Raw genomic sequence first — 21,605 nt, forward strand, 5'->3', positions numbered from 1 at the left:
AAAAGCCTTTCCGGGCTCGGCGGGCCGGTGAAAGGAGTCTGTGCCGTGAGCATTGTCCATCTCTTCCCCGGGCAGGGGGATTTCTCGCTCAGTGCCCTGCTGCGGGCCGCCCGGACGCACCGGCCCGTACGCGACGCCCTCGCCGGTGTGCTCCGGCAGGCCGACGGTGTCGCCGCCGAATTCGGCATCAGGCCGCTGGGTCCCTGGCTGCTGGGGAGTTCGCCGCCGAGCGGCCGCGAGCTGGCCGCGGCCGCGCCGGGGACGCCGCAACTGGCCCTGTTCTGCTCCTCGCTGGCCGTCAGCCGGGCCCTCGGCGCCGTCGGTCTGGAGCCCGAGCGGGCCCTGGGGGTGAGCTTCGGCGAGATCGCCGCCCTCACGGCGGCCGGGGTGTTCGACGTCGCCGGAGGCGCCCGCATCGCCTGTCTGCTCGCCCGCTCCCTGGCCCGGTGCGACGGGAGCATGCTCCTGTTGCAGACGGGTGAGGAACAGACGCTCGTCCTCATGCGCGCCGCGTGCACCCGGGGGCTGGCCCTGGCCTGTGTGAACGACCCCGGCGAGACGGTGGTCAGCGGGGCCTCGCCCGCCGTGGCGGCCCTGGAGCGCCTCGCCCGGCGGCGGGGTGTGACGGCCACCCGGCTGCGGCTGCCCTTCCTCTCCCACCACCCCTCGCTCACCGACGAGGCGCACTGCTTCGCCGCGTCGATCCGCCGTGTCCCCGCGGCACCCGCGCGCTTTCCCGTGCACTCCGCCGTCCTCGGCCGCGCGTACGGCAAGGAGGACGACGTCCACCGCGGGCTCGCCGACTGCCTCGTCCGTCCCGCGCGGGTGCCCGAGGTGCTGCGCCAGGCGTGGACGTCGCCGGTCACGCTGCTGCTGGAGGCCGGCACCGGACAGGCCCTGACCCGCAGCGCCCGCAGTACGCTCCCCGCCGCCGCGCCCATGGCCCATGCCCCGCTGGCGGAGCCCGGCTTCCCCTGGCGGCACCCCGGGCGCCTGCGCCTCCGGGCCGCCTCCCCCGCGGAGGTCCCGCGATGATCCCCCGCATCGGGGCAGAGGCCGAACTCGCCCGCATCGTCGGCGGACCGCACCCGGCCGAAGCACGCGAACGCCTGACGGCCGCGCTCCTCGCCGGCGCCGCGCCGGAGGCGGCCCACGCGGGCCACGGGCGGCGGACCCACCATGCCCTGCGCCGGCTGGCCAAGGCCCTGCCGCCGGCCCGGGACCTGCTCGCCGACCCGTACCTGCTCGCCCTCATGAGCACCTGCACGGCCGCCGCCGACCCGCCCCTGTACCTGGCCGCTCTCTCCCACTATGTGCTCTGCATGGGCTCCGTGCTCTCCCTGGCGGGCGACCCCGCGGAACTCCGGGCGCAGCTGGACGCGTTGGAGAGCGGCTATGCCAAGGGCGTCTTCCTGGTGACGGAGACCGGGGACGCGGGAAGCCATCTGGCGCTGCGCACCACGGCCCGGTTCGACGCGGCGCGGCGGGAGTTCGTCCTCACCACTCCCGACGCGGGGGCGGCGAAGTTCTCCGGCGTCGGCGCCCCCGGGGAGCCGCAGACCGCGGTGGTGTGCGCGCGTCTGCAGACCGCGCAGCAGGACTGCGGGGTGTTCTCCTTCCTGGTCAACCTCTGTGACGAGCAGGGGCTGCTGCCCGGGGTGCGGATCTCCGCGCCCGTGGACCTGGGCGCCCTGCCGCTGGACTACGCCCTCGTCCAGTTCGACGGCGTACGCCTGCCCTACCGGAACTGGCTGCGCGACACCGCCCGCATCGACGAGCACGGCACCTTCCACGATGTCCTCCCCGGCCCCGACGCGCGGCTGCACCGCACGCTGGGGGTGGGACAGGCGCTGTGGGCGACCCTGCCCTCGGCCCTGGCCGCGATGGCCCGGCAGTGCGCGGTCCTGACGCTGCGTCACTCCACCCATCGCCGCAGCCACGGGCTGCTGGCGCCGGGCTCGCCCGTGCTGGTCTACCGGACCCAACAGCACGCCGTCCTGGGGGCGTTGGCGGAGTCCTTCGCCCTGACGTGCGTGGGCAACGCGGCGCTGGACGCGTGGCAGCGGGCGCCCGGCGCGGCGCGTTCCGCCGGGAGGGCCTTCTCCCCCTGGACGGCGGTCGACCCGGTCCTCGCGGTGTACAAGGCCCATGCGGCGAGCACCACCGCCCGGCTGGCCGCCGAGTGCCAGCACCGCTGCGGGCTCGCCGGATACCTGGACCTCAACCGGCTCGCCGCGTACCAGGGGTTCGCCCACGCCTTCGACAGCGCAGGCGGCGACAACCGGCTGATCCTCCTGGACACCGGACGTTCCCTGGCCGGCCGGCCCGATCCCGCCGAGACGGGAACTCCCCCGCCCTCGCGCATCCCGCCGCGCAGCCTCACCTGGTGGCCGACGGCCGCCCGGGCCCACGAGGCGCGCCTGGCGAGCGGACTGCGCCGGTCCTTGCGCCGGGGAGAGGAACGCGGGCTGGGCGGCCTGGAGTTGTGGAACCCGCTGCTGTCCACGGCGTACGAGCTCGGCGAGGCGCACGCGAGCCGTCTGGCCGCGGAGCAGCTGGTCCGCACGGTCGGCGACGTGCGCGATCCCGAACTCGCGGCGGCTCTGCGTCCGTTGGCGGCGCTGTACGGGGTCGCGGAGGCGCGCCGGCTGTCCGGCGGGCTGCTCGCCACTCAGGTCCTGGGTCCGGGTACCGTGCGCGCCCTGCCGCATGCGATGGACGAGCTGTGCGATCTGCTGCTGCCGCGGCTGCGCCTGCTGGAAGCGGTCATGGGCTCCCCCGGCACCGGGCGTCCGGTCCCGCTCGGCGCGGCCGACTATGCCCGTGCCCTCGCCGACTCCCTCGCCTGGCACACCGGAGGACTTCCCTGACATGAATGGCATGCACCGCTCTGCACCGCCCGTCGGCGTGCTGGGGACGGGTACGTACCTTCCCCGCGGCCGCCGGACCAACGACGACATCGCCGCGGTCCTCGGTGTCACCCCGGAGTGGATCCTCCGGCGCACCGGGGTGCGCACCCGGCACGTCGCCGAACCCGGCCAGGCCGCCTCCGACTTGGCCGCGGCCGCGGTCCGTGCGGCCGTCGCGGCGGCCGATCTCGACTCCGACCGGATCGGCCTGCTGATCGCGGCGACCTCCACGCCCGACGAGCTGGGCCCGTCCACCGCCTGCCGGGTCCAGGCGCTCGCCGGTGCCCGCAACGCCGTCGCGCTGGACGTCGGGGCGGCCTGTTCGGGCTGGCTGTTCGCGGCCCGGGTCGCCCACGACTGGCTGCGTACCGACCGATGCGCACGGTACGCCGTGGTCGTGGGGGTCGAGGCGTACTCGAAGTTCCTCGACCCCCACGACCGCGGGACGGCGGTGCTCTTCGCCGACGGGGCGGCTGCGGCGGTCCTGGGGCCGGTGCCGGACGGCGGGGGGTTCGCGGACTTCGCTCTCGGCTCGGACGGCACGCTCGCCCACCACGTCCTCATCCCGGCCGGCGGCAGCCGCATGCCGGCCGGCGCCGACACCGTCGACGGGCGCAAGCACCGCATCCACATGGACGGCCGCGCCGTACGCGACTTCATCGCCGGGATCTTCCCCCGGCTCGTGGCCGAGTGCCTGACCCGCAACCGGCTGCGGCTGGACGACATCGACGTCTTCATCGCCCACCAGCCCAACCCCGTCCTGCTGCGCGGCCTCGGCGACCGCATCGGCATCCCGCCGGAGCGGCTCGTCATCGTCGGGGACGAGGTCGGCAACATCGGGGCCGCCAGCGCTCCGTACGCCCTGGCCACTGCGGCCGCGCGCGGTCTGCTGCCGCCCGGCGGGCGGATCCTGCTCACCGTCTTCGGCGCGGGCGTGACCTGGGGCAGCGCCCTGCTGACGTGGACCGGGGCCTCCTCCATCCGCGTCGCGCCCCGCACCGCCGCCGTTCCCGCCGGTGCCCCATGACCGGCCGCGGCGCACCCCACGAGGCAAGGAACATCCCGGATGCACCAGGACCTTCGTACTGCAGTGCTCTGCGGCATCGGCACCTGTCTCCCGCCGCACGTGCTGACCAACACCGATGTGACGCGGCTGGGCGGGCTCGACACCACCGACGCCTGGATCCGTACCCGGACCGGCATCTCCCGCCGCCACCGGGCCGGGGCCGGCACGAGCACGGGGGACCTCGCGGTGGCGGCGGGGCGGGCCGCGCTCGACTCGGCGGATGCCGGCCGCGCGGATCTGCTCCTGCTCGCGACCACCACCCCGGACCGGCCCTGCCCGGGCACCGCCCCGGAGGTGGCCCACCGGCTGGGGCTGGGCCCGGTGCCGGCCTTCGACCTGGCGGCGGTGTGCTCGGGGTTCGTCTACGGCGTCGCGATCGCCGGTGCCATGGTGACGGCCGGGCTCTGCGCCCGTCCCCTGGTCGTCGGTGCCGAGACGTACTCGGCCGTCATCGACCCCACGGACCGCGACACGGCCGTGCTCTTCGGCGACGGCGCGGGCGCGGTGCTGCTGCGCGGCGGGGAGCGGGCGGAGCCGGGGGCCGTCGCCGCCGTCGATCTGGGGGCGGACGGTGCGGGGTGCGATCTCATCGCCATTGCGGCGGGCGGTTCCCGGCTGCCCGGCACCACGCCCCGGCTGTCCCGGGAGTCGCGCTACTTCCGCATGCGGGGCCGCGAGGTCTACGGGCACGCCGTGCGCCGCATGACGGAGTCGTCGCTGGCCGTGCTCGACCGGGCCGGCTGGCCTCCGGGCAGCGTCGAGGCGTTCATCGGCCACCAGGCCAACCAGCGCATCCTCGACGCCGTCGCCGACCGCGTCGGCATCGCCCCTCGGCACCGTCACGGCAACATCGGCGAGGTCGGCAACACGGCCGCCGCCTCGCTCCCCCTCGCCCTGGCCCACGCCGCGGCGCGCCACGCCGTCCGGCCCGGGGCGCGCACCCTGCTCACCGCGTTCGGCGGCGGGCTGACCTGGGGGTCGGTCGCCCTGACGTGGCCGGCGGCCGAGCCCCGCAGTCAGGCCCCCGCCCGGCGCGGCTCCCCCGCACCGCGGCCGTCTTCACCGGCATAGACCGGCATACACCGGCATGGACCGGCATAGGAGGAACCCTGCAATGCACACCGTGTACGACCACCTGGTGACCGTGCTCACCGGCAAGTTCGAGGTCGGCCCCGAAGAGATCCGGCCCGAGGTCACCCTCGACGAGCTCGGCCTGGACTCCCTCGCGGTGACCGAGCTCCTCATCACCCTCCAGGACCGCTGGGGCGTCCCGCTGGAGCCCGACGACTCCGCGGCGGGGCAGAGCCTGCGGCAACTCGCGGACGCCGTGCAGGCGCACCTGGCCGCCGCCGGTCAGGGGTCCGCGGGGCCCGGGGCCTTGCCGTGACCGGGCGGCACGGCGGCGACGGGGCGCTCGCCGTCACCGGCATCGGCCTGGTCACCCCGGCCGGCATCGGCACCCGGCGGACCTGGGAAGGGGTGTGCGCGGGCCGGTCCACCGCGGCCCGCGACCCCGAACTGGCCGGTCTCCCGGTGGATTTCGCCTGCCGGGTGCCCGGCTTCGACCCGCATCGGCACGTGCCCGGACCACGTCCCTGGCGGCACGACCGGTTCACCCAGTTCGCCCTCGCCGCCGCCCACGAGGCGGTCGCCGACGCGCAGTTGGACCCGGCCGGATGGGACGCCGCCCGGGTCTCCGTGGTCCTGGGCTCCGCGGCCGGCGGGGCCGGGACCCTGGAGGCGCAGCACCACAAGCTGCTGCACGAGGGCCACCGGGCGGTCTCGCCGTTCACCCTGCCCGCCTTCCTGCCGAACATGGCGGCCGGCCAACTGGCCATCGCCCTGCGGGCGCACGGCCCGGCCCTCCACACCGCCACCGCGTGCGCGTCGGGCGCCACCGCGCTCATCACCGCGGCCATGCTGCTGAACGAGGATGCCTGCGACATCGCGGTCGCCGGCGGGGCGGACGCCATGGTCACCCCGCTGTGTGCCGCAGCCTTCGGCACGCTGGGCGCGCTTTCGCGCCGCTCGGGCGAGCCGGCGGCCGCGTGCCGCCCGTTCGACCGCGACCGGGACGGCCTGGTCCTGGCCGAAGGGGCGGGCGTGCTGGTGCTGGAGCGGGAGAAGGACGCGGCGGCGCGTCACGCTCCCGTCCACGCGCGCCTGACCGGCCATGGTTCGTCGGCCGACGCCCATCACCTCGTGACCCCCGATCCCGAGGGCCGCGGGCTGCACCGGGCCGTCCGGCTGGCGCTGCGCGACGCCTGCGCCGACGTGCACAGCGTCGACCACGTCAACGCACACGGAACGGGGACGGTCCTCAACGACCGCACCGAAGCCGCCGTGCTGCACCGGGTGTTCGGCACTTCTCCTCCCTCGGTCACCTCGGCCAAGGGCGTCCTCGGGCACACCATGGGGGCGGCCGGCGCGGTCGAGGCCGCGCTGACCGTGCTGAGTGTGGAGCACCAACTCGTGCCGCCCACGGCCAACTTCGTCCGGCCGGAGCCCGCCATGGCCCCCGTCGACGTGGTGCACACCGCGCCGCGGCGGCAGGCAATCCGCACCGCCTTGAGCATTTCCTGCGGGTTCGGCGGCCACCATGCGGTGCTCGCCTTCGCGCCGGCCTCGACTACGACGTGAGGGGCCAGGGCCAGACCTGGATGTCACGGACGGACGCGCTCACGCCTGTGTACGAGGAGGCGCAGCAGCCGTACGTACGGGCTCCGCGGCACGCCATGTCGTCACGTGGAGCCGCGCCCACCCGGAGGAGGCGGCTCTTCTCCTCTACGGCGCCGAGGAGTTCGGGCGCACAGACTGGTCCGAGGAACACCTCCGGCGCGCGGACCGCGGCAACCAGCGCGTACGCGCCGCCCTCGGCTCCCTGGCCACCGCCCTGGGCGCCGAAGGCCGGCAAGCCACCGAGCGGGTCGCGCTCGCCGTGGTCGACCTGCCCCTCTCCCTGGTCCGCCGCCACCTCCGGGCCGGCGATCCCCTCCCCGCCCACGCCGAGGCCCTCGCCGAGGAGTGCACGGCAGCGCTGCTCGGCTAGCCTCCTATGGCGTCGGCGTCCGCTGCCACAGGCTTGCGAGGATCGCCGAAGGTACGAGTGGGAGGATCCGCGCGGTGGACGACGTGAAAGAGACCTCCCGCCAGGCCCTGCTCCGCCGGGGTTTCGCCCTTGAGTACGTGACCCTGGGCTGGAACGTGATCGGCATCGTGATCCTCGCGATCGCTGCGATCACCGCCCGCTCGGTCGCGCTGGCCGGCTTCGGCCTGGACTCCCTGATCGAGATCGGCGCCTCCACCGTGGTGATCTGGGAGCTGTCCGGCACCGGCGAACAGCGCCGGAAGCGGGCGCTGAAGCTGATCGGGATCGGATTCGCGCTGCTCGGCCTCTACCTGCTCGCACAGTCCACGATCGTCCTGGCCAGCGGCTTCCACCCGCGCCACTCCCCGCTCGGCATCGCCTGGACCGCCGTCACCGCCGCCGTGATGTTCGCCCTCGCCTACGGCAAGGCCCGCACCGGCGCCGCCCTGGACAACCCCGTCCTCAGGACCGAGGGCCGCGTCACCCTCATCGATGGCCTGCTCGCCGCGGCTGTCCTGCTGGGCCTGGTCCTCAACAGCACGCTCGGCTGGTGGTGGGCCGATCCCGCAGCCGGCTACGTGCTCGTCCACTACGCCGTCCGCGAGGTCCACGAGATCTTCTTCGGCGAGCACTGAACCACGAGACGCTGCGAGTCGCACGGTGCAGAGTGTCGGGCACGAAGGACTCGCTTGCGCAGGAGGGCGAAGCCGGAGTGTCCCCTGATCCGGTACGTCAGGGGCGGACGGCGGCCACCAGCTCGCCGGTTGTCACCACCCGGGCGAAGCCCCCGCCGTGCAGCGAGACGGCACTCGCCCGGGCCAGCTCGTCCGCCGTCAGGCGCCAGCCGTTCGGGCCGGTCAAGTCGAAGGTGTGGGTGGCGTCGAGGGCGACCAGCACGTCGTAGCCGAGGTTGCCGCCCATGCGGGCGGTGGTCTCCACGCACATGTTGGTCTGGATTCCGGTCAGTACGACCTGGGTGATGCCCGCCGTCTTGAACCAGCCGTCCAGGTCGGGGGTGCCGTAGAACGCCGAGTTCACGGACTTGGTCACGAGCAGCTCCGGCCCGCCGCCCTTGCCGCGCCGTTCCTGGACGTACTCCTTGAAGTCGTTGCCCCCGTACCCGGGCCGCAGGGGCGAGCCGGGCTTCTCGGAGTCGTGCCGTACGAAGACGACCGGCCGGTCCGTGTCCTGCCATGCCGCGATCAGGGAAGCGATGTTCTCGTCGGCGGCCGGGTTGTTGCGCGGGCCCCAGAACTCCGACTCGTCGAAGCCCTTCTGCACGTCCACCACTACCAGCGCAGCGTTCTGTGTGATCTCCATGCCCATGATCCTGCCGCCGGGCCGGGCCCGTTCACAGAAGGAAGAAAGACAGCGATCGATGGTTTACTGCCAGGATGACCCGACCGGCCCCGGCCCACCGCATCGCCCTGCTCGCCTTCCCCGGTATCCGGGCCTTCGACGTCTCGGTGATCACCGAGGTGTGGGGCGCGGACCGCACCGACCGCGGGGTCCCCGCGTTCGAGCTGCGCCGGGTGGCCGTCGGCCCCGAACCGGTGCCCATGCGGGGCGGGCTCGCGCTCGCACCGGACCGCACCCTCGCCTGGCTGCCCCGCGCCGAACTGATCCTGGTACCGGGCCTGGACGACCATGTCACCCCGGCACCCGAACCGCTCCTCGCCGCACTGCGCCGCGCTCACGCCAGGGGCACCACCATCGCCGCGCTGTGCGGCGGAGCGTTCACGCTCGCCCAGGCGGGCCTGCTGGACGACCGCCGGGCGCTGACCCACTGGGCACTGGCCGATGAGCTGCGGGCCCGGCACCCCCGGGTGCGGGTCGAGCCGAACGCCCTGTTCGTCGAGGACGGCAATCTGTGGACCTCTGCCGGCACTGCCGCCGGCATCGACCTGTGTCTGCACCTGGTGCGCGCCATGCACGGCGCGGAGGTGGCCGCGACGGTCGCCCGGTCCATGGTCACCGCACCGTTCAGGACCGGCACCCAGGCCCAGTTCATCGAACACCCGACCCGGCACACCGACCGCGACGCGGACACGCTGGCCGAAGTACGCGCCTACGCCCTGGCGCATCTCGACGAGCCGCTCACCGTGTCCGCACTCGCCGCCCGTGTCGGGATGTCGCCGCGCTCCTTCGCCCGGCACTTCACGGCGGCCACCGGAACCACCCCGCTGCGCTGGCTCGTCGACCACCGCATAGCAAAGGCCCAGAAACTCCTCGAACGTACCGACCTGCCCATGCCCGAGGTCGCCCGCCGGTCCGGTTTCGGCAGCGAGATCACGATGCGCCAGCACTTCGCGTCCCGCCTGTCGACCAGCCCGCGCGCCTACCGCAACTCGTTCGCCGAGCAGCCGCCTTCCGGGCAGGGGTGCATGGTGGATACTTGAACCGATACGCCCACCGAGAGGTCGACGCCATGCCCACCGCCAGGTTCTTCTTCGACGCAGGGTCAGGCGCAGTCCTGTGGGCGGACCCGGAGGACTGGGAGGTATGGGGGCAGCCGGTTGATCTGGACCGACTTCCGATCAGCCACGGCCTCCGCGAGAATCTGAGCAGGCTGATAGCTCGCTACGATACGTCGTTGAACCGGGACTACCCCCCGGACCCGGGGCCGTGGCGTGAAGCGGAGTGCCACGACTTCAACGAGGCGGTATGCCAAGCGCTCGGCCGCCTTCGCACCGAACTCGGCCCGGCATGGCAAATTCACGACAAGTTCTACCCACTCCACGAAGACCCGGACCTCGACCGTTACTTGGCCGACCCGGCCGGATTCGTTCGCACCTGACCTCGCCGGACGCACCAGAAGAAGGCCCTCAACCAGCCTGCGAGTCAATACCGAACAAAGATGCCGCGTTGCCGGAAGAGAACTGCTCACGTTCCGTCTCGGAAGAGAAGTGCCCCAGGAACGAACGAATCTCCTCTCTGGTCGGCCGTTGGAACGGGTAATCGGTGGCGAAGAGCAAACGGTCGACCGAGGTCACCGACAGAGCATGCTGCAGGTGTGCCGGATTGAGCATGCCGGAGGCCGTGATGTGGAAATTCGATCGGATGCAGTCGGACACGGAGCGCTGCAGGCCGGCGATCCGGGAGATGCTGTCGGCCCGGTCCAGCCAGAACAGCAGCCCCTCTCCCCAATGGCCGAGCACGACCTGAAGGTCGGGGTGGCGGTCGAAGGTACCCCGGAGGATCAGCCGCAATGCTGCTGTTGCGGTGTCCATGTGCCATCCCCAGCCGAAAGTGGCCAGGACGAGTTCCGTCATGGGGTCGAAGCCGCGGTAGGAGGCATCACGGACATCGCTCGAAGGCAGTTGGGGGTGGATGAACACGGGCTGGCCGAGTTCCGATGCCGCGCCGAAAAAATCGTCGTAGACGGGATCGTCGAGAAACAGGTCACCTGACCGCCCGTACACCATGGTTCCCACGTGCCCCATATCCGCGGCTCGTTCGAGCTCGGCCGGAACGTCCTTCGGTGAGGACATGGGCAGGGTCGACAGCGAGCGGAAACGGGCAGGGTTCCGGGCGACAGCTGCCGCGGCCGCGTCGTTCGCAGCGCGGCTCAGCGCCGGGGCTTCTGCGGGTGGCAGCGGCTGGGTTCCGGGCGGAGTCAGGGCGAGGATCGACACGTCGATGCCCTGCGCGTCCATCGCCGCAATGCGGCCCGCGTCCAGGTCCTCCAAACGCCCCTTGTTGTCGCCCATTTCCCCGAGGACGAGACTTTCGTCCGGGTGCGGCAGGGCGCGAAGTGCAGCCGTCAGATCCGGCATGCTCCAGTGTTCTTCGATGGCGATGATCGGCACGATCTGCTCCTCGAGGCGTTCCAGGCCGGCGAAAGCGCGGCGACCGGCGAGAGTTGGGAGGTGGGCCGCGGGTTTCACCAAGGGACGGTCCGGCCGAAGCGGTCCAGATACGCCACGCCGGGCGTGCCCAGTCGGGAGAGCAGGACGTCCACGATCAAGGGGACGGTCTCCTCGATGGTGAACGGCGCATCCGGGCCGCCCAGAGCGGTACGTATCCAGCCCGGTGCCATGAGGACGAAGGCGCGCTGCGTCTCGCCTTGCCGGGCCGCGAAGCTCCGCAGGAACATGTTCAGTGCTGCTTTGCTTCCCCGGTAGACCTCGCGGCCCCCGGTCGTGTTGTTCGTGATGCTGCCCTGCCCGGAGGACATCACCCCGATGAGTCCCGCCGGGGACACCAGGTCTTCGAGGGCCTCGATGACGCGCATGGGGCTGAGCGCGTTGGTGACCATCACGTCGATGAAATCGGCCGTCGCCACCGCTCCGATGGGCGTCTGCTCATTGCTGGTGGTGCCCGCGTTGACGAAGAGCACGTCGAGTCGTCGGTGCGCCAGGCGCTCGTGCAGCGTGGGCAGTTGGCCGGGTTCGTTGATGTCGAGATGCTCGACGGTCAGCCGCCCGTCGGCGCGGTCCGCGAGATCGCGCAGCGGCGTTCGGGCCGTGGTGTCGCGAACGGTGCCGACGACGTTCCAGCCCCTGTCGAGGAACTCCGCCGTCATCGCATGACCGAGGCCGCGCGAGGCCCCGATGACGAGGGCGGTCGGCGGGTGTTGTTCGGTGCCGGTCGATGGCATCCAGCATCGTCTCCGTTCTACGAGCGTTGTTGCGCTCCGTGTGCTCCAAAGCTTTTCGTCCGCCCCGCACCGCAGGCGAGTCCCGAACGCGCGTTTGTACGATTGCCGTCATGGCAAGGCCGTTCATGAAGGAATCCGCGTCGGTACAACCTGACGACGTACGAATCATCCGGGCGCTGCAGATCGCTCCGCGGGCTTCGTTCGCCGCGATCGCGACCGCCCTCGGTCTGACCGAGGGCGCCGTCAACCGCCGGTATCGCCGCCTGCGCGCCGACGGCGTCATCCGCGTGACCGGCGTGGTCAACCCGGGCGCCCTGGGGCAGAGCAGGTGGCTGGTGCGACTGCGCTGCCGCCCCGGCAGTGTCGCGGCGATCGCCGATGCGCTCGCCAAGCGTGACGACGTCAACTGGGTCGCCCTGGGCGCGGCGGGCTGCGAGGTCACCTGTGCGACGCAGTCCCGGTCGCGGGAACAGCGCGAGGATCTCCTGGGGCAGCGGCTGCCCCGCACGGCTGCGGTGCTCGACATCAACGCCTTCTCCATGCTCCGCCAGTTCCTCGGGGGCCGCGCCCACTACTGGTCCGCCCTGCAGGGCACGCTGTCCGAGAAGGAGGAAGCAGCGCTGGGAAGTTGCGGGTCCCCTTTTGTCGAGTCCCCGATCGTCACACGCGAGCCGCTGAGTCTCACCCCCGAGGACGAGAAGTTGCTCGATGCGCTCGCTGCGGACGGCCGCGCCAGTCTCGTCGATCTCGGCACGGCCGCCGGTCTCACCCCGGGACGCATCTCACGGCGCCTCGATGTTCTGCTCCGGCACCGTGTCGTCCACATCGACGTCGAGATCGCCCCAGCAGCCCTGGGCTATCACGCTCGCGCGCACCTCTGGCTCCGCGTGCATCCGTCGGCGGTGAAGAGCGCGGGCCGCGCACTCGCGCAGGAACCCGAAATCGCTTTCGCCGCAGCCATCTCCGGGCCCTGGAACCTTCACGCCGTCGCCCACTGCCGGGACCTCGACGAACTCTTCGAGTTCACTTCGGACCGCATCGGGTCCCTGGCCGGGCTGCAGAGCATGGAGGTCTCACCCGTGCTGAAGTACGTCAAGCAGGCCGGCACTCGTCTCTCCGGCGATCGCCTCGTCGAGCCGTCCTCCAGCACTCGCCCGCGACGCTGAGAGCCCGGGTCGCGACCAACGCCATTGCCATTTGGGTGCCTTCCTCGTTGAGCCGGCTGGAGTGGGTGGGCTCGGCCCGGAGGGCCCACCCAGGTCGAGACCTGGGGGCGGGCATCATGACCAATACGGCATCTGGTGTCACTGTGGAACCAGGGACCATCGTGGTGTTCGCAGAGATCGCATCTCCTTGGGCACACCTGGCAGTTCACCGGCTACACGAAACCCGCCGTCGGCTCGGTCTGTACGAGCGGGTGCTCTTCGACATCCGCGCCTGCCCACTGGAGCTGATCAACGGGATCCCCACGCCGAAGCTCATCATCGACTCCGAGGTACCGGTGGCGGCCGTCATGGAACCGGATGCCGGCTGGCAGCTGTGGCAGGGGCCGGCGCACGAGTGGCCGGTGACAACGCTCCCGGCGATGGAGGCGGTCGAAGCAGCCAAGGATCAAGGGCTGCGAGCCGGTGAGAGCTTGGACCGTGCGCTACGCCGGTCGTTCTTCTCCGAAAGCCGCACCATCTCGATGCGCCACGTGATCCTGGACGTCGCCGCGAGCTGCCCCGAGGTCGACGCCGACGCCCTCCGGAACACGCTGGGCCAGGGCTCGGCCCGGGCGGCCGTGGAACGACACCTGTCCGTGGCGCAGAGCGATGCCGTACAAGGCAGCCCCCACCTGTTCCTCCCCGACGGGACCAGCGCGTTCAACCCCGGCATCACCTGGCACTGGCAGGGACAGCCCGGACGGGGATTCCCCGTCGTCGACAGCGACGACCCCGCCGTCTACGAGCGCCTGCTCCGCCAGGCCGCATCCGCGTGACCAGCCCACCGCACCGGCGAGTCGCACAGAGCCGCAGGCGGGGCGCTTGTCGAGGGAACGCGCCATCACCACGCCACCAGCCATCTATGCCATCCGGAATTGCGTCGACGTGGCCGTGGGTAGTCACAGCCGGTTCGGAGCGAACCGTTCAAGAGGGGGCAGTGATGGGCTTCGGCAGGAGAAGTGTGGCAGCGGCGCTGTGCGGCCTGGTACTACTGACCGGCTCCTCGTCGGCGGCAGCGCCACCGGCCCTCGCCCACGAGCCGGTCCTGTGCCTCGGGTCGGAGAACACGGCCTTTTTCCCAGGGCTGTCCCTCACGCCGCGGCCCACACAGATCGACGGCCACGCCTCCTACTCCTGCTCGGGCGGGGCCGCAGAGCCCGTGGCGGCGGGCGGCCACATCCACGGTGAGGCATCTGCGGCCTCCTGCGTCGACGTCCACTCGCTGCCCGCACAGCCCAAGCCGTCGAAGGAGATCGTTCACTACGCCGACGGCGCGAAATCCGTGATCGACTACACGTCGGCTCCCCTGGTCACCCGCGTCGCCGGAGCCCTGGTGCTCACCCTGCACGGGCCAGTCGTAGCCGGACGGGGCAAGGACGCGGAAGCCACTCGCACGATCACGCTCCTCCCCGGTCGGCTCCCCACCGCCTGCCTGGCCGCGGAAGGCCTGGGGCACTGCACGGGGCCGGTCAGCCTTCTCATCGCACCGCGCTCATAGGGGTCACGGATCAGCAGGCGTATCACGTGACCACCGAGGACTCGGCGACCGCAGACCCACGTGTTCAGAAAGGACACCCGCCTGTGCCGCTCGGCGTCAGGACCGACGGCCTGATCGTGCCGCCGGGAGCAGGGCGTACTCTCACTTCCCCCGTACAACAGGTGACGTTCAAGGTCACCGGCGAGCATTCCCCGGCCGCGTCCAGTTTCGAAGTACTCGTCCCGCCTGGCTTCGACGTGGGTGCCCACCTGCACACCCGGAGCGAGGAGCTGTTCTATGTCCTGGACGGCGTACTCGACGTACTCGCCTTCGAACCACGGGTGCGCACCCGAGACCACTGGCGGGACTGGGAGTCTCCATCGGGACAGCGGTATATCAAAGCGACGGTCGGAACCGTCGTCGTCGTGCCCCCGGGATGCCCCCATGCCTTCGCCAACCCGACATCCGAACCCGCGCGGATGTTCCTCCAGGCTTCACCCCCGCCTGATCACGAACGCTACTTCGAGGAGCTCTTCGAAATCCTCAACTCCGGTACGGAGTTGGATCAGGCGGCAATCGGCGCGCTACGTCGTCGTTACGACATCGAACAGCTCACCCCCATGGACTCCGGCTGACCCAGCGGCCCACCACATCCACACCGAGGGCCCACCAGCCGCCGCCCACCTACCCGTGCGTGCCCTATGGCTGCTTCGACACGCTCCGCAGGCTTGCGACGCCCGGCGACGATCGTCACCACCTGCTCCGACTGGCTGGTCCACCTGCCGAAGTACGTGATCGACTCGGGTTCGCGTCCGGGCTCCGCGCGGGCCTGCCGGACGGACTGCTCCTGGGGCCCGTCGTCGGGCTGGGCTTCGGCCTGATATACGGGCTCGTGATCGCGTACGGCCGTGTGGCGTTCGAACCGGCGCACGCCCAGATGCGGTTGTTCGGGTGGAAGAGCCAGACCCCCGGGGTCCGCACCTTCACCGCGTGGGGCCAGTGGCTGCTGTTCTCCCGTATCCGGCTCCCTCTCACCGGCAGACTCCCGTGGGCCGTCACCCCTTTCCCCGAAGACGCCTACCACCGCGGAGTACTGCGCCAAGGGGCCGGACCGTTCCGCGCCCTCGCGACGGTGAGCGAACCGAATCGCACGACGTCTCCGGTCCACGCAGGCCCGCCGCCCGCAGCGGCCGGTAGCGCAGGCCCAGGCTGCGGTACAGGTGCAGGGCCGCCGGGTTGTCGTCGTCCACCATCAGGGCGGCCGTGCCGTGCCGGGTCAGTGCTTCGTCCAGGAGCAGCGCGCACACCTGGCGGGCGAGACCCCGGCCGCGTGCCTCGGGGAGTACGGCGATGCCGGAGAGGAGGCCGACGGTGGGTGCGGACCAGGCGAGGGCGCCCACGGCGACGAGCCGACCGGCGCCGTCGCGCACTCCGGCCCAGCGTCCGGCCCCGGGGCCGCCGGGCTGCGCGTAGGAGTCCGGAAATCCGGCTGCTACCACGGCACTTGCTTCGTCCAGTGCGTTCCGCGGCAGCCACTGCGCGGCCCCTGCGGAGGGGAGGGACGGGCCCGGCCGGGTGCGGTCCATCCAGCCGAAGGCGGGGGAACAGGTCAGGCCGGGCAGTTCGGCCGCCAGGGCGTCGATCAGGGTGCGGTCGCCCAACGGGCGGTAGGCCGGGCCGAGTTCGTCCAGCACGGCGCGGACGAGAGGGACGGCTGAGCGGGGGTCGCCCCATACGGCCAGCCGGTCCCGCATCGACAGCGCGCGCCCTGCCACGGCGAGCGCGCGTCCGTCGGCGCTCGCCCAGGCGCGGTTGCCCTCGCCCAGGCGCTGGGCCGCCCAGCGGCACAGCGAGTCGCCGCGGCAGCAAGCGGCCAGTTCCTCAAGGCTGTTGATTTCCCGCACGGCGCAGATTCTGGCAGCCGCAGGCGCACCGGCAGCACATCGGGTCCCGCACACCCCCTTCTCTTCTTGGCGCGGGCATGCCATCCTCCGAGCGTCGGCCTGACGGCTTCGGCCCCCCGCGGAGCGCCGCACCGCATCTCCGGCGTCTCCCGCAGTCAGCGCCGTCGGACGAAGGACCGGCTGCCCGGACCGCCGCAGGGCCCTGCGCACGGCCACGGCAGCCGGCAGTGGCGCGCGCCCGGTCGCCGCTCTCCGGCCCGGCCCGCGCGCGGTACCGCTACCCCCCACGGAAGGCCATCCATGTCCCGCACACGCTTGGCGGCGCTGGCCGCCGGCGCGACGGCCCTGGCCGCCGCGGCCATGTTCCCGCAGGCCTCATCAGCAGCGGCAGGCAACACCGCCGCCCCGTCGCCCTCCCCCGACACCGCGGTCGTCTACCGGGTCCCGGCACACCACAAGCAGGACGCGCAGAAGCTCGTCCAAGCCGGCTACGACCTCCTCGAACGCCGCCAGGGCGACGACCTGTTCGTCCTGGGCGACCGGAACTCGGCCGCCGGGCTGCGCCGGCTCGGCTTCACGCCGACGGTCGAGTCGACGATGCCGAGATCCCGGCCCTCGGCACACGCCCGTCCCGACGCGGACGGCACCTACGACGGCGGCTACCACACCGTCGACGCCCACTACGCGCACCTGGACCAGGTCGCCGCCGCGCACCCGGACATGGCGACGGTCGTCACCTACGGGCAGTCCTGGCTCAAGCAGGCCGGGGCCGGCGGCCACGACCTCAAGGCGATCTGCATCACCAGGATCAAGCCGGGCGACTGCCAGTTGAACCCCAACGCGGCCAAGCCCCGCTTCTTCCTCATGAGCCAGATCCACGCCCGCGAGATCACCACCGGCGAGATGTCCTGGCGCTGGATCGACACACTGACGAACGACTACGGCAAGGACCCGGACATCACCCGGCTCATGGACTCCACCGAGATGTGGGTGGTCCCCATCGCCAACCCGGACGGCGTCGACATCGTCGCCCAGGGCGGCGACAACCCCGTCCTGCAGCGCAAGAACGCCGACAACGCCAACGGCGTCTCCTGCGGCTGGACCGGGCAGACCGGCGTCGACCTCAACCGCAACGCCGGCACCCACTGGGGCGGCCTCGGCACCTCGACCCAGCCGTGCAGCGAGGTCTACCTCGGGCCCGCCGCGGACTCGGAGGCGGAGAACACCGGGCTGGAGAGCCTCTTCCGGCAGCTGTACCCGGCCGTGCGCACCGGCACGGGCGACAGCGACCCCGCGCCCGCCGACGCCAAGGGCATGATGATCAGCCTGCACAGCGACGCGAGCATGGTCCTCTTCCCGTGGGAGGCGGATCACACCATCCACTCCGGCAACGACGCCACGCTGCGTGCGCTCGCCGCACACATGGGGTCGATCACCGGCTATCAGTCCGGGCAGGCCGGGGAGATCCTCTACGACGCCTCCGGCGGCACCGACGACTGGACGTACGACAAGCTCGGCCTGGCCAGCTTCACCATCGAGATCGGCGACGTCGACGGACGCGGGTGCAGCGGCTTCACACCCTCCTTCTCCTGCCAGGACAGCTATTTCTGGCCCAAGATCAAGCCCGCTCTGCTCTACGCCGCCCAGCACGCGGCCGCGCCGTACCAGGCCTCGTCCGACGAATCCGACGGGTCCGCCGGACCGGCCGGGGCCGCCGCGCCGGACCGTCGGCACTGACCCCGCCTCACCCGCCCGGCCGTGCCCGCCTGCGGCGGCACGGCCCCGGTGCCAGGCTCGGTGCGTGAGCATACGCAGCCGCGTCCGGGACATCGTGCTGAAGCTGGCGGCGGGGATCACGACGGTCGCCGCCGCCTCCGCCGCGGCCTGTTCCCCCGGTCCCGCCGGTCCCGGGCACGGATCCGGGAGAACGCCCGGCGTGACCGTCACCGACCAGACCTACGCGGTACCCCGGCCGCTGCCGCCGGGCCAGGCCGGGGCGTTGATCGCCGCCACCGACCACGGCCCCGACCGGGTGTTCGCCGGTGCCCGGCGGTGGACCGTGCTGTACCACTCGGCCGACGCCCACGGGGCCGACATCCCGGTGAGCGGCACCGTGCTCGTGCCGGGCGGGCCGCCCCCGCCCGGCGGACGGCCGGTGGTGTCGTGGGCGCACGGCACCACCGGGGTCGCCGACAAGTGCGCGCCGTCGCACGCACCCAACCTCGGCTTCAACTCCTACGCCCAGGAGCTGGGGAGCATGCTGCGGGCCGGTTACGCCGTCGCCGCGACCGACTACCCGGGGCTCGGCACCCCCGGCATGCACACCTACCTGGTCGGCCCCGACGAGGGCAACGCGGTGGTCGACATCGTCACGGCCGCCCGTCACCTGACGCCGGGGCTCTCCCCCACCTGGTTCGCCGTCGGCCACTCGCAGGGCGGGCAGGCCGCGCTCTTCGCCGCCAACGCGGCGCGGCGCGCACCGGACACCCGGCTCGGCGGCACGGTGGCGATCGCGCCGGCCAGCCATCTGGAGACGATGCTGCCCGGGGTGATCGCCTCGCATGTGTCGACCGAGTTCTCCTTCGCCCTCTACTCGCTGGCGGGGCTGAGCGCCACCGACCCGTCGACGGACCTGCACACCCTGCTCGGGCCGACGGGCTCGGCGACCGCGAACCAGGTGCTGAACGAGTGCCTCAAGGCGAGCTACCAGCCCCTCTCCCAGGTCACCACCGAGGCGACGCTGCCCCTGGACGAGGCCCAACTGGCAGCGATCGGCGGCAAGATGGGCGCCTACGGCGACCCGGACCGGGCCGCGATCGGCGGTCCGGTGCTGGTGGTGCAGGGCGCGGACGACCACGACGTGCCGCCGGCGTGGACCGCCGAGGTCGTCGGGCACCTGCGTGCGCTCGGCTCGCCCGCGGTGGCGGACCGCACCTACCCGGGTGCGGGTCACGACGATGTGCTCGGCCGGTCCGTCTGCGACGTGCTGTCCTTCTTCGCGGCGCACGGCGGCCGGCCGGCATCGGGGTGCGTACCGTTCCGCACCGACGTCAGCGACAGCCGTGCCCGGCGGCATGCGCCGGCCTCCCGTCCAGGGGCCGGTTAGCAAAAACTGGCTAAAAGTAAATACAGTAGGCGTTCGATTCGTGTATCCCCACGCCAGAACGGATGCCCACTGTGGACATGAGCGCGGCCAATCGCAAGGGCCTCAGTCTCTTCGCCCTGATCATGATCGGTCTCGGGTCCATCTTCGGCTCCGGCTGGCTCTTCGGAGCCGGGCAGGCCGCCCAGGTCGCCGGACCCGCCGCGCTCGTCGCCTGGGTGATCGGCGCGATCTTCATCGGCATGATCGCCATGTCGTACGCCGAGGTCGGCGCCGCCTATCCGCTGCCGGGGGCCATGGCCCGCTTCGGCTCCCTCTCGCACGGCCCGGTGCTCGGCTTCATCACCGGCTGGGCGGTGTGGATCGCGACCGCCTCGCTGATACCCATCGAGGCCATCGCCGGCACCCAGTACATGTCCTCCTGGAGCTTCGGCTGGGCCCGCGCCCTGGTCGCCGACGGCAAGCTCTCCGCCACCGGCATGGCGACGGCCCTCCTCCTCACCTTCGCCCTGTGGCTGGCCTGCTACTGGTCCGTGGCTCTGCTGGCCCGCGCCAACAACCTGCTCACCCTCGTCAAGTTCGCCATCCCGGTGCTCGCCGTCGCCGCGCTCATCGCCTCCGGCTTCCACACCGGCAACTTCACCGACCACGGCGGCTTCGCCCCCAACGGCTGGTCCGCCGTGATGACCGCCGTCACCACCTCGGGCGTCGTCTTCGCCTTCAACGGCTTCCAGGCCGTCGTCAACCTCGGCGGCGCCGCCAAGAACCCCGGCCGCGCCATCCCGCTCGCCCTCGTCGGCGCGCTCTCCCTCGGACTGGTCATCTACCTCGCCCTGCAGGTCGCCTTCCTCGGCGCCGTCCCGCCGGAGAAGCTCGCCGAGGCCGGCGGCTGGAGCGGCATCAACTTCGCCTCGCCCTTCGCCGACCTCGCGAAGCTGCTGATGCTGCACTGGGTCGTCACCATGCTCCAGTTCGGCGCCTTCATCTCCCCCAACGGCGCCAACATCGGCAACGTCGCCTCCGCCGCCTACCTGGCCCAGAACCTCGCCGAGACCGGCTTCTTCCCCAGGAAGATCGCAGAGGTGCACCCCCGCTACGGCGTCGCCCGCCCCGCGATGTGGCTCAACCTGGCCTTCTCCGTGCTGCTGCTCCTGACCATCGGGCACAGCTGGGAGGCGCTCGCCAGCGTGGTCTCCGCGGCCATGGTCGTCTCCTACCTGATGGGCCCGATCGCGGTCGGCGTCTTCCGCAGGACGAAGCCGGATCTGCCCCGCCCGTTCCGCCTGCCCGCCGCCTCGGTGCTGTGCCCGCTCACCTTCGCCTTCGCCGCCTGCGCCCTGTACTGGTCGAAGTGGCCCAACACCGGCAAGGTCGCCCTGCTCACCCTGATCTCGGTGCCCATCGCCGCAATCGTCCTGCGCCGCCGCGGCGAGACGGACCTGCGCCGCCAGTTCGCACCGGCCTGGTGGATGGCCGGGTTCCTGCTGTGGATGGCGGGGCTCTCCGCCCTCGGCGGCAAGGAGTTCGGCGGCCACGGTGTGATCACGGGCGGAGCGGACATCGCGCTCGTCGCCGTGTCGGCCCTCGGCTTCTACTTCTGGGCCGTCCGCGCCGGCGTCCGCGCCCACCAGGCGGGCCTGCCGGACGCGGACCCGGTCCTCGGAACCGCCCGCGAGACGGCGCCGGAGTCCGGGGACGAGCCGGCGAAGGTGACCGTCGGGGCCTGAGCAGGCGTCCGGTTCGAGCACCTGACAATCTTGTCCCAGTCCTGACGGGCCGCGTGACGGAACGGCTCTACAGGCCCCCTGCACTCTTCATCGCGCGGCGCGCCGTGGAGCGCAGGGCGTGCGCGGTGTCGATGGCTGCGGTACGCGCCCGGTGAGCGGCTTCCCGGGGCGGGCCGAGCGAGCGTCGGCCGGGGCCTCGCCTGAGCAGGTCCTCGTAGAGGGCGAGGTGTTGCTCGGCAATGCGGTCCGGGGCGTAGCGGGCCGAGTTGCGCCGGGCCGCCTCTCCCATGCGGCGGCGCAGGGGGGCATCGCGGATGAGGCCGCGCAGCGCGGCAGCGAGGCCTTCGGTGTCGCCGGGGCGGACCAGAAGCCCGTCGACGCCGTGGGTGACGATCTCGCGCGGCCCGTTGGGACAGTCGGTGGCGACGACGGGGAGGCCGCAGCGCATGGCCTCGACGATGGTCATGCCGAAGGACTCCCGGTCGGAGGCGGAGACGGCGATGGAGGCCTTCGCCAGCTCGGTCTC

22 protein-coding genes and 1 pseudogene are annotated in these 21,605 nt (G+C 72.2%); 18 read left to right on the top strand and 5 right to left on the bottom strand.

Going from position 1 to position 21,605, the window contains the following annotated elements:
* Positions 1–45: 45 nt before the first annotated feature.
* The 8 genes and pseudogenes from HG542_RS27290 (at position 46) to HG542_RS27325 (ending at position 7,698) form a co-directional block, all read left to right on the top strand.
* On the top strand, positions 46–1,035 hold the full coding sequence (locus HG542_RS27290; RefSeq protein WP_229922725.1) for an acyltransferase domain-containing protein: 990 nt from the start codon (positions 46–48) through the stop codon (positions 1,033–1,035).
* Complete coding sequence (locus HG542_RS27295; protein WP_171085969.1) at positions 1,032–2,870, top strand: acyl-CoA dehydrogenase family protein; 1,839 nt, start codon at positions 1,032–1,034, stop codon at positions 2,868–2,870. Before HG542_RS27290 ends, HG542_RS27295 begins: the two co-directional genes overlap by 4 nt.
* Position 2,871: 1 nt before the next feature.
* Positions 2,872–3,936: a 3-oxoacyl-ACP synthase III family protein gene (locus tag HG542_RS27300; RefSeq protein ID WP_374228560.1), complete on the top strand. Its 1,065-nt coding sequence runs from the start codon at positions 2,872–2,874 to the stop codon at positions 3,934–3,936.
* A 39-nt stretch (positions 3,937–3,975) separates the two neighbouring features.
* A complete protein-coding gene (locus tag HG542_RS27305; protein WP_171085973.1) occupies positions 3,976–5,046 on the top strand; it encodes a beta-ketoacyl-ACP synthase 3 in 1,071 nt (356 codons plus the stop codon).
* Between the two features lie 43 nt (positions 5,047–5,089).
* Entirely contained in the window at positions 5,090–5,362 is a 273-nt protein-coding gene (locus HG542_RS27310; protein ID WP_171085974.1) for an acyl carrier protein, read from the top strand.
* Positions 5,359–6,615, top strand: a complete 1,257-nt coding sequence (locus tag HG542_RS27315; protein ID WP_171085975.1) for a beta-ketoacyl-[acyl-carrier-protein] synthase family protein — start codon at positions 5,359–5,361, stop codon at positions 6,613–6,615. The genes HG542_RS27310 and HG542_RS27315 overlap by 4 nt, the downstream gene beginning before the upstream one ends.
* 82 nt (positions 6,616–6,697) lie before the next feature.
* Positions 6,698–7,024: pseudogene (locus HG542_RS27320) on the top strand (TetR/AcrR family transcriptional regulator); the annotation flags it as partial.
* 74 nt (positions 7,025–7,098) lie between these two features.
* Positions 7,099–7,698: a cation efflux transmembrane domain-containing protein gene (locus HG542_RS27325; protein WP_171085976.1), complete on the top strand. Its 600-nt coding sequence runs from the start codon at positions 7,099–7,101 to the stop codon at positions 7,696–7,698.
* A gap of 97 nt (positions 7,699–7,795) precedes the next feature.
* Here the strand turns inward: HG542_RS27325 and HG542_RS27330 are convergent, their stop codons facing one another.
* Positions 7,796–8,383: a cysteine hydrolase family protein gene (locus tag HG542_RS27330; RefSeq protein ID WP_171085977.1), complete on the bottom strand. Its 588-nt coding sequence runs from the start codon at positions 8,381–8,383 to the stop codon at positions 7,796–7,798.
* Positions 8,384–8,457: 74 nt separating this feature from the next.
* Between HG542_RS27330 and HG542_RS27335 the strand changes: the two genes are divergently transcribed.
* Both HG542_RS27335 and HG542_RS27340 read left to right on the top strand, forming a co-directional pair.
* Complete coding sequence (locus HG542_RS27335; protein ID WP_171085978.1) at positions 8,458–9,462, top strand: GlxA family transcriptional regulator; 1,005 nt, start codon at positions 8,458–8,460, stop codon at positions 9,460–9,462.
* Positions 9,459–9,860, top strand: a complete 402-nt coding sequence (locus HG542_RS27340; RefSeq protein ID WP_229922726.1) for an immunity protein CdiI family protein — start codon at positions 9,459–9,461, stop codon at positions 9,858–9,860. Before HG542_RS27335 ends, HG542_RS27340 begins: the two co-directional genes overlap by 4 nt.
* A gap of 28 nt (positions 9,861–9,888) precedes the next feature.
* Here HG542_RS27340 and HG542_RS27345 read toward each other — a convergent pair whose 3' ends face one another.
* The gene (locus HG542_RS27345; protein WP_171085980.1) at positions 9,889–10,872 is read right to left on the bottom strand and encodes an amidohydrolase family protein; all 984 of its coding nucleotides are present in this window, start codon (positions 10,870–10,872) and stop codon (positions 9,889–9,891) included.
* 74 nt (positions 10,873–10,946) lie between these two features.
* Entirely contained in the window at positions 10,947–11,663 is a 717-nt protein-coding gene (locus tag HG542_RS27350) for an SDR family NAD(P)-dependent oxidoreductase (RefSeq protein ID WP_171085982.1), read from the bottom strand.
* A 110-nt stretch (positions 11,664–11,773) separates the two neighbouring features.
* On the opposite strand from HG542_RS27350, the gene HG542_RS27355 reads away from it, so the two are divergent.
* The 5 genes from HG542_RS27355 (at position 11,774) to HG542_RS27375 (ending at position 15,226) form a co-directional block, all read left to right on the top strand.
* Positions 11,774–12,829 (top strand): Lrp/AsnC family transcriptional regulator, encoded by a 1,056-nt coding sequence (locus HG542_RS27355; RefSeq protein WP_229922727.1) that lies wholly within the window; start codon positions 11,774–11,776, stop codon positions 12,827–12,829.
* Between the two features lie 143 nt (positions 12,830–12,972).
* A complete protein-coding gene (locus tag HG542_RS27360; RefSeq protein ID WP_308699112.1) occupies positions 12,973–13,644 on the top strand; it encodes a DsbA family oxidoreductase in 672 nt (223 codons plus the stop codon).
* Between the two features lie 185 nt (positions 13,645–13,829).
* Complete coding sequence (locus HG542_RS27365) at positions 13,830–14,366, top strand: hypothetical protein (RefSeq protein WP_171085986.1); 537 nt, start codon at positions 13,830–13,832, stop codon at positions 14,364–14,366.
* Between the two features lie 83 nt (positions 14,367–14,449).
* On the top strand, positions 14,450–14,980 hold the full coding sequence (locus tag HG542_RS27370) for a cupin domain-containing protein (RefSeq protein WP_171086004.1): 531 nt from the start codon (positions 14,450–14,452) through the stop codon (positions 14,978–14,980).
* A 93-nt stretch (positions 14,981–15,073) separates the two neighbouring features.
* Positions 15,074–15,226 carry a hypothetical protein gene (locus tag HG542_RS27375; RefSeq protein ID WP_171085988.1) on the top strand — a complete coding sequence of 51 codons (153 nt, stop codon included), beginning with the start codon at positions 15,074–15,076 and terminating at the stop codon, positions 15,224–15,226.
* 174 nt (positions 15,227–15,400) lie between these two features.
* On the opposite strand, the gene HG542_RS35835 is transcribed toward HG542_RS27375, so the two are convergent.
* Positions 15,401–16,249 (bottom strand): GNAT family N-acetyltransferase, encoded by an 849-nt coding sequence (locus HG542_RS35835; RefSeq protein ID WP_229922729.1) that lies wholly within the window; start codon positions 16,247–16,249, stop codon positions 15,401–15,403.
* A 300-nt stretch (positions 16,250–16,549) separates the two neighbouring features.
* Here HG542_RS35835 and HG542_RS27385 point away from each other — a divergent pair, with 300 nt between their 5' ends.
* The 3 genes from HG542_RS27385 to HG542_RS27395 all read left to right on the top strand — a co-directional run bounded on the left by HG542_RS27385 (position 16,550) and on the right by HG542_RS27395 (position 21,079).
* Positions 16,550–17,986: a M14 family zinc carboxypeptidase gene (locus tag HG542_RS27385; RefSeq protein WP_171085992.1), complete on the top strand. Its 1,437-nt coding sequence runs from the start codon at positions 16,550–16,552 to the stop codon at positions 17,984–17,986.
* Between the two features lie 64 nt (positions 17,987–18,050).
* A complete protein-coding gene (locus HG542_RS27390; RefSeq protein ID WP_171085994.1) occupies positions 18,051–19,355 on the top strand; it encodes an alpha/beta hydrolase family protein in 1,305 nt (434 codons plus the stop codon).
* Positions 19,356–19,426: 71 nt separating this feature from the next.
* Positions 19,427–21,079, top strand: a complete 1,653-nt coding sequence (locus HG542_RS27395; RefSeq protein WP_171086006.1) for an APC family permease — start codon at positions 19,427–19,429, stop codon at positions 21,077–21,079.
* A gap of 67 nt (positions 21,080–21,146) precedes the next feature.
* Here the strand turns inward: HG542_RS27395 and HG542_RS27400 are convergent.
* The coding region (locus tag HG542_RS27400; RefSeq protein WP_171085996.1) for a glycosyltransferase at positions 21,147–21,605 on the bottom strand (459 nt) is incomplete at its 5' end.

The organism is Streptomyces morookaense (assembly GCF_013030945.1).
In the GTDB taxonomy this organism is placed as follows: Bacteria; Actinomycetota; Actinomycetes; order Streptomycetales; family Streptomycetaceae; genus Streptomyces; species Streptomyces morookaensis.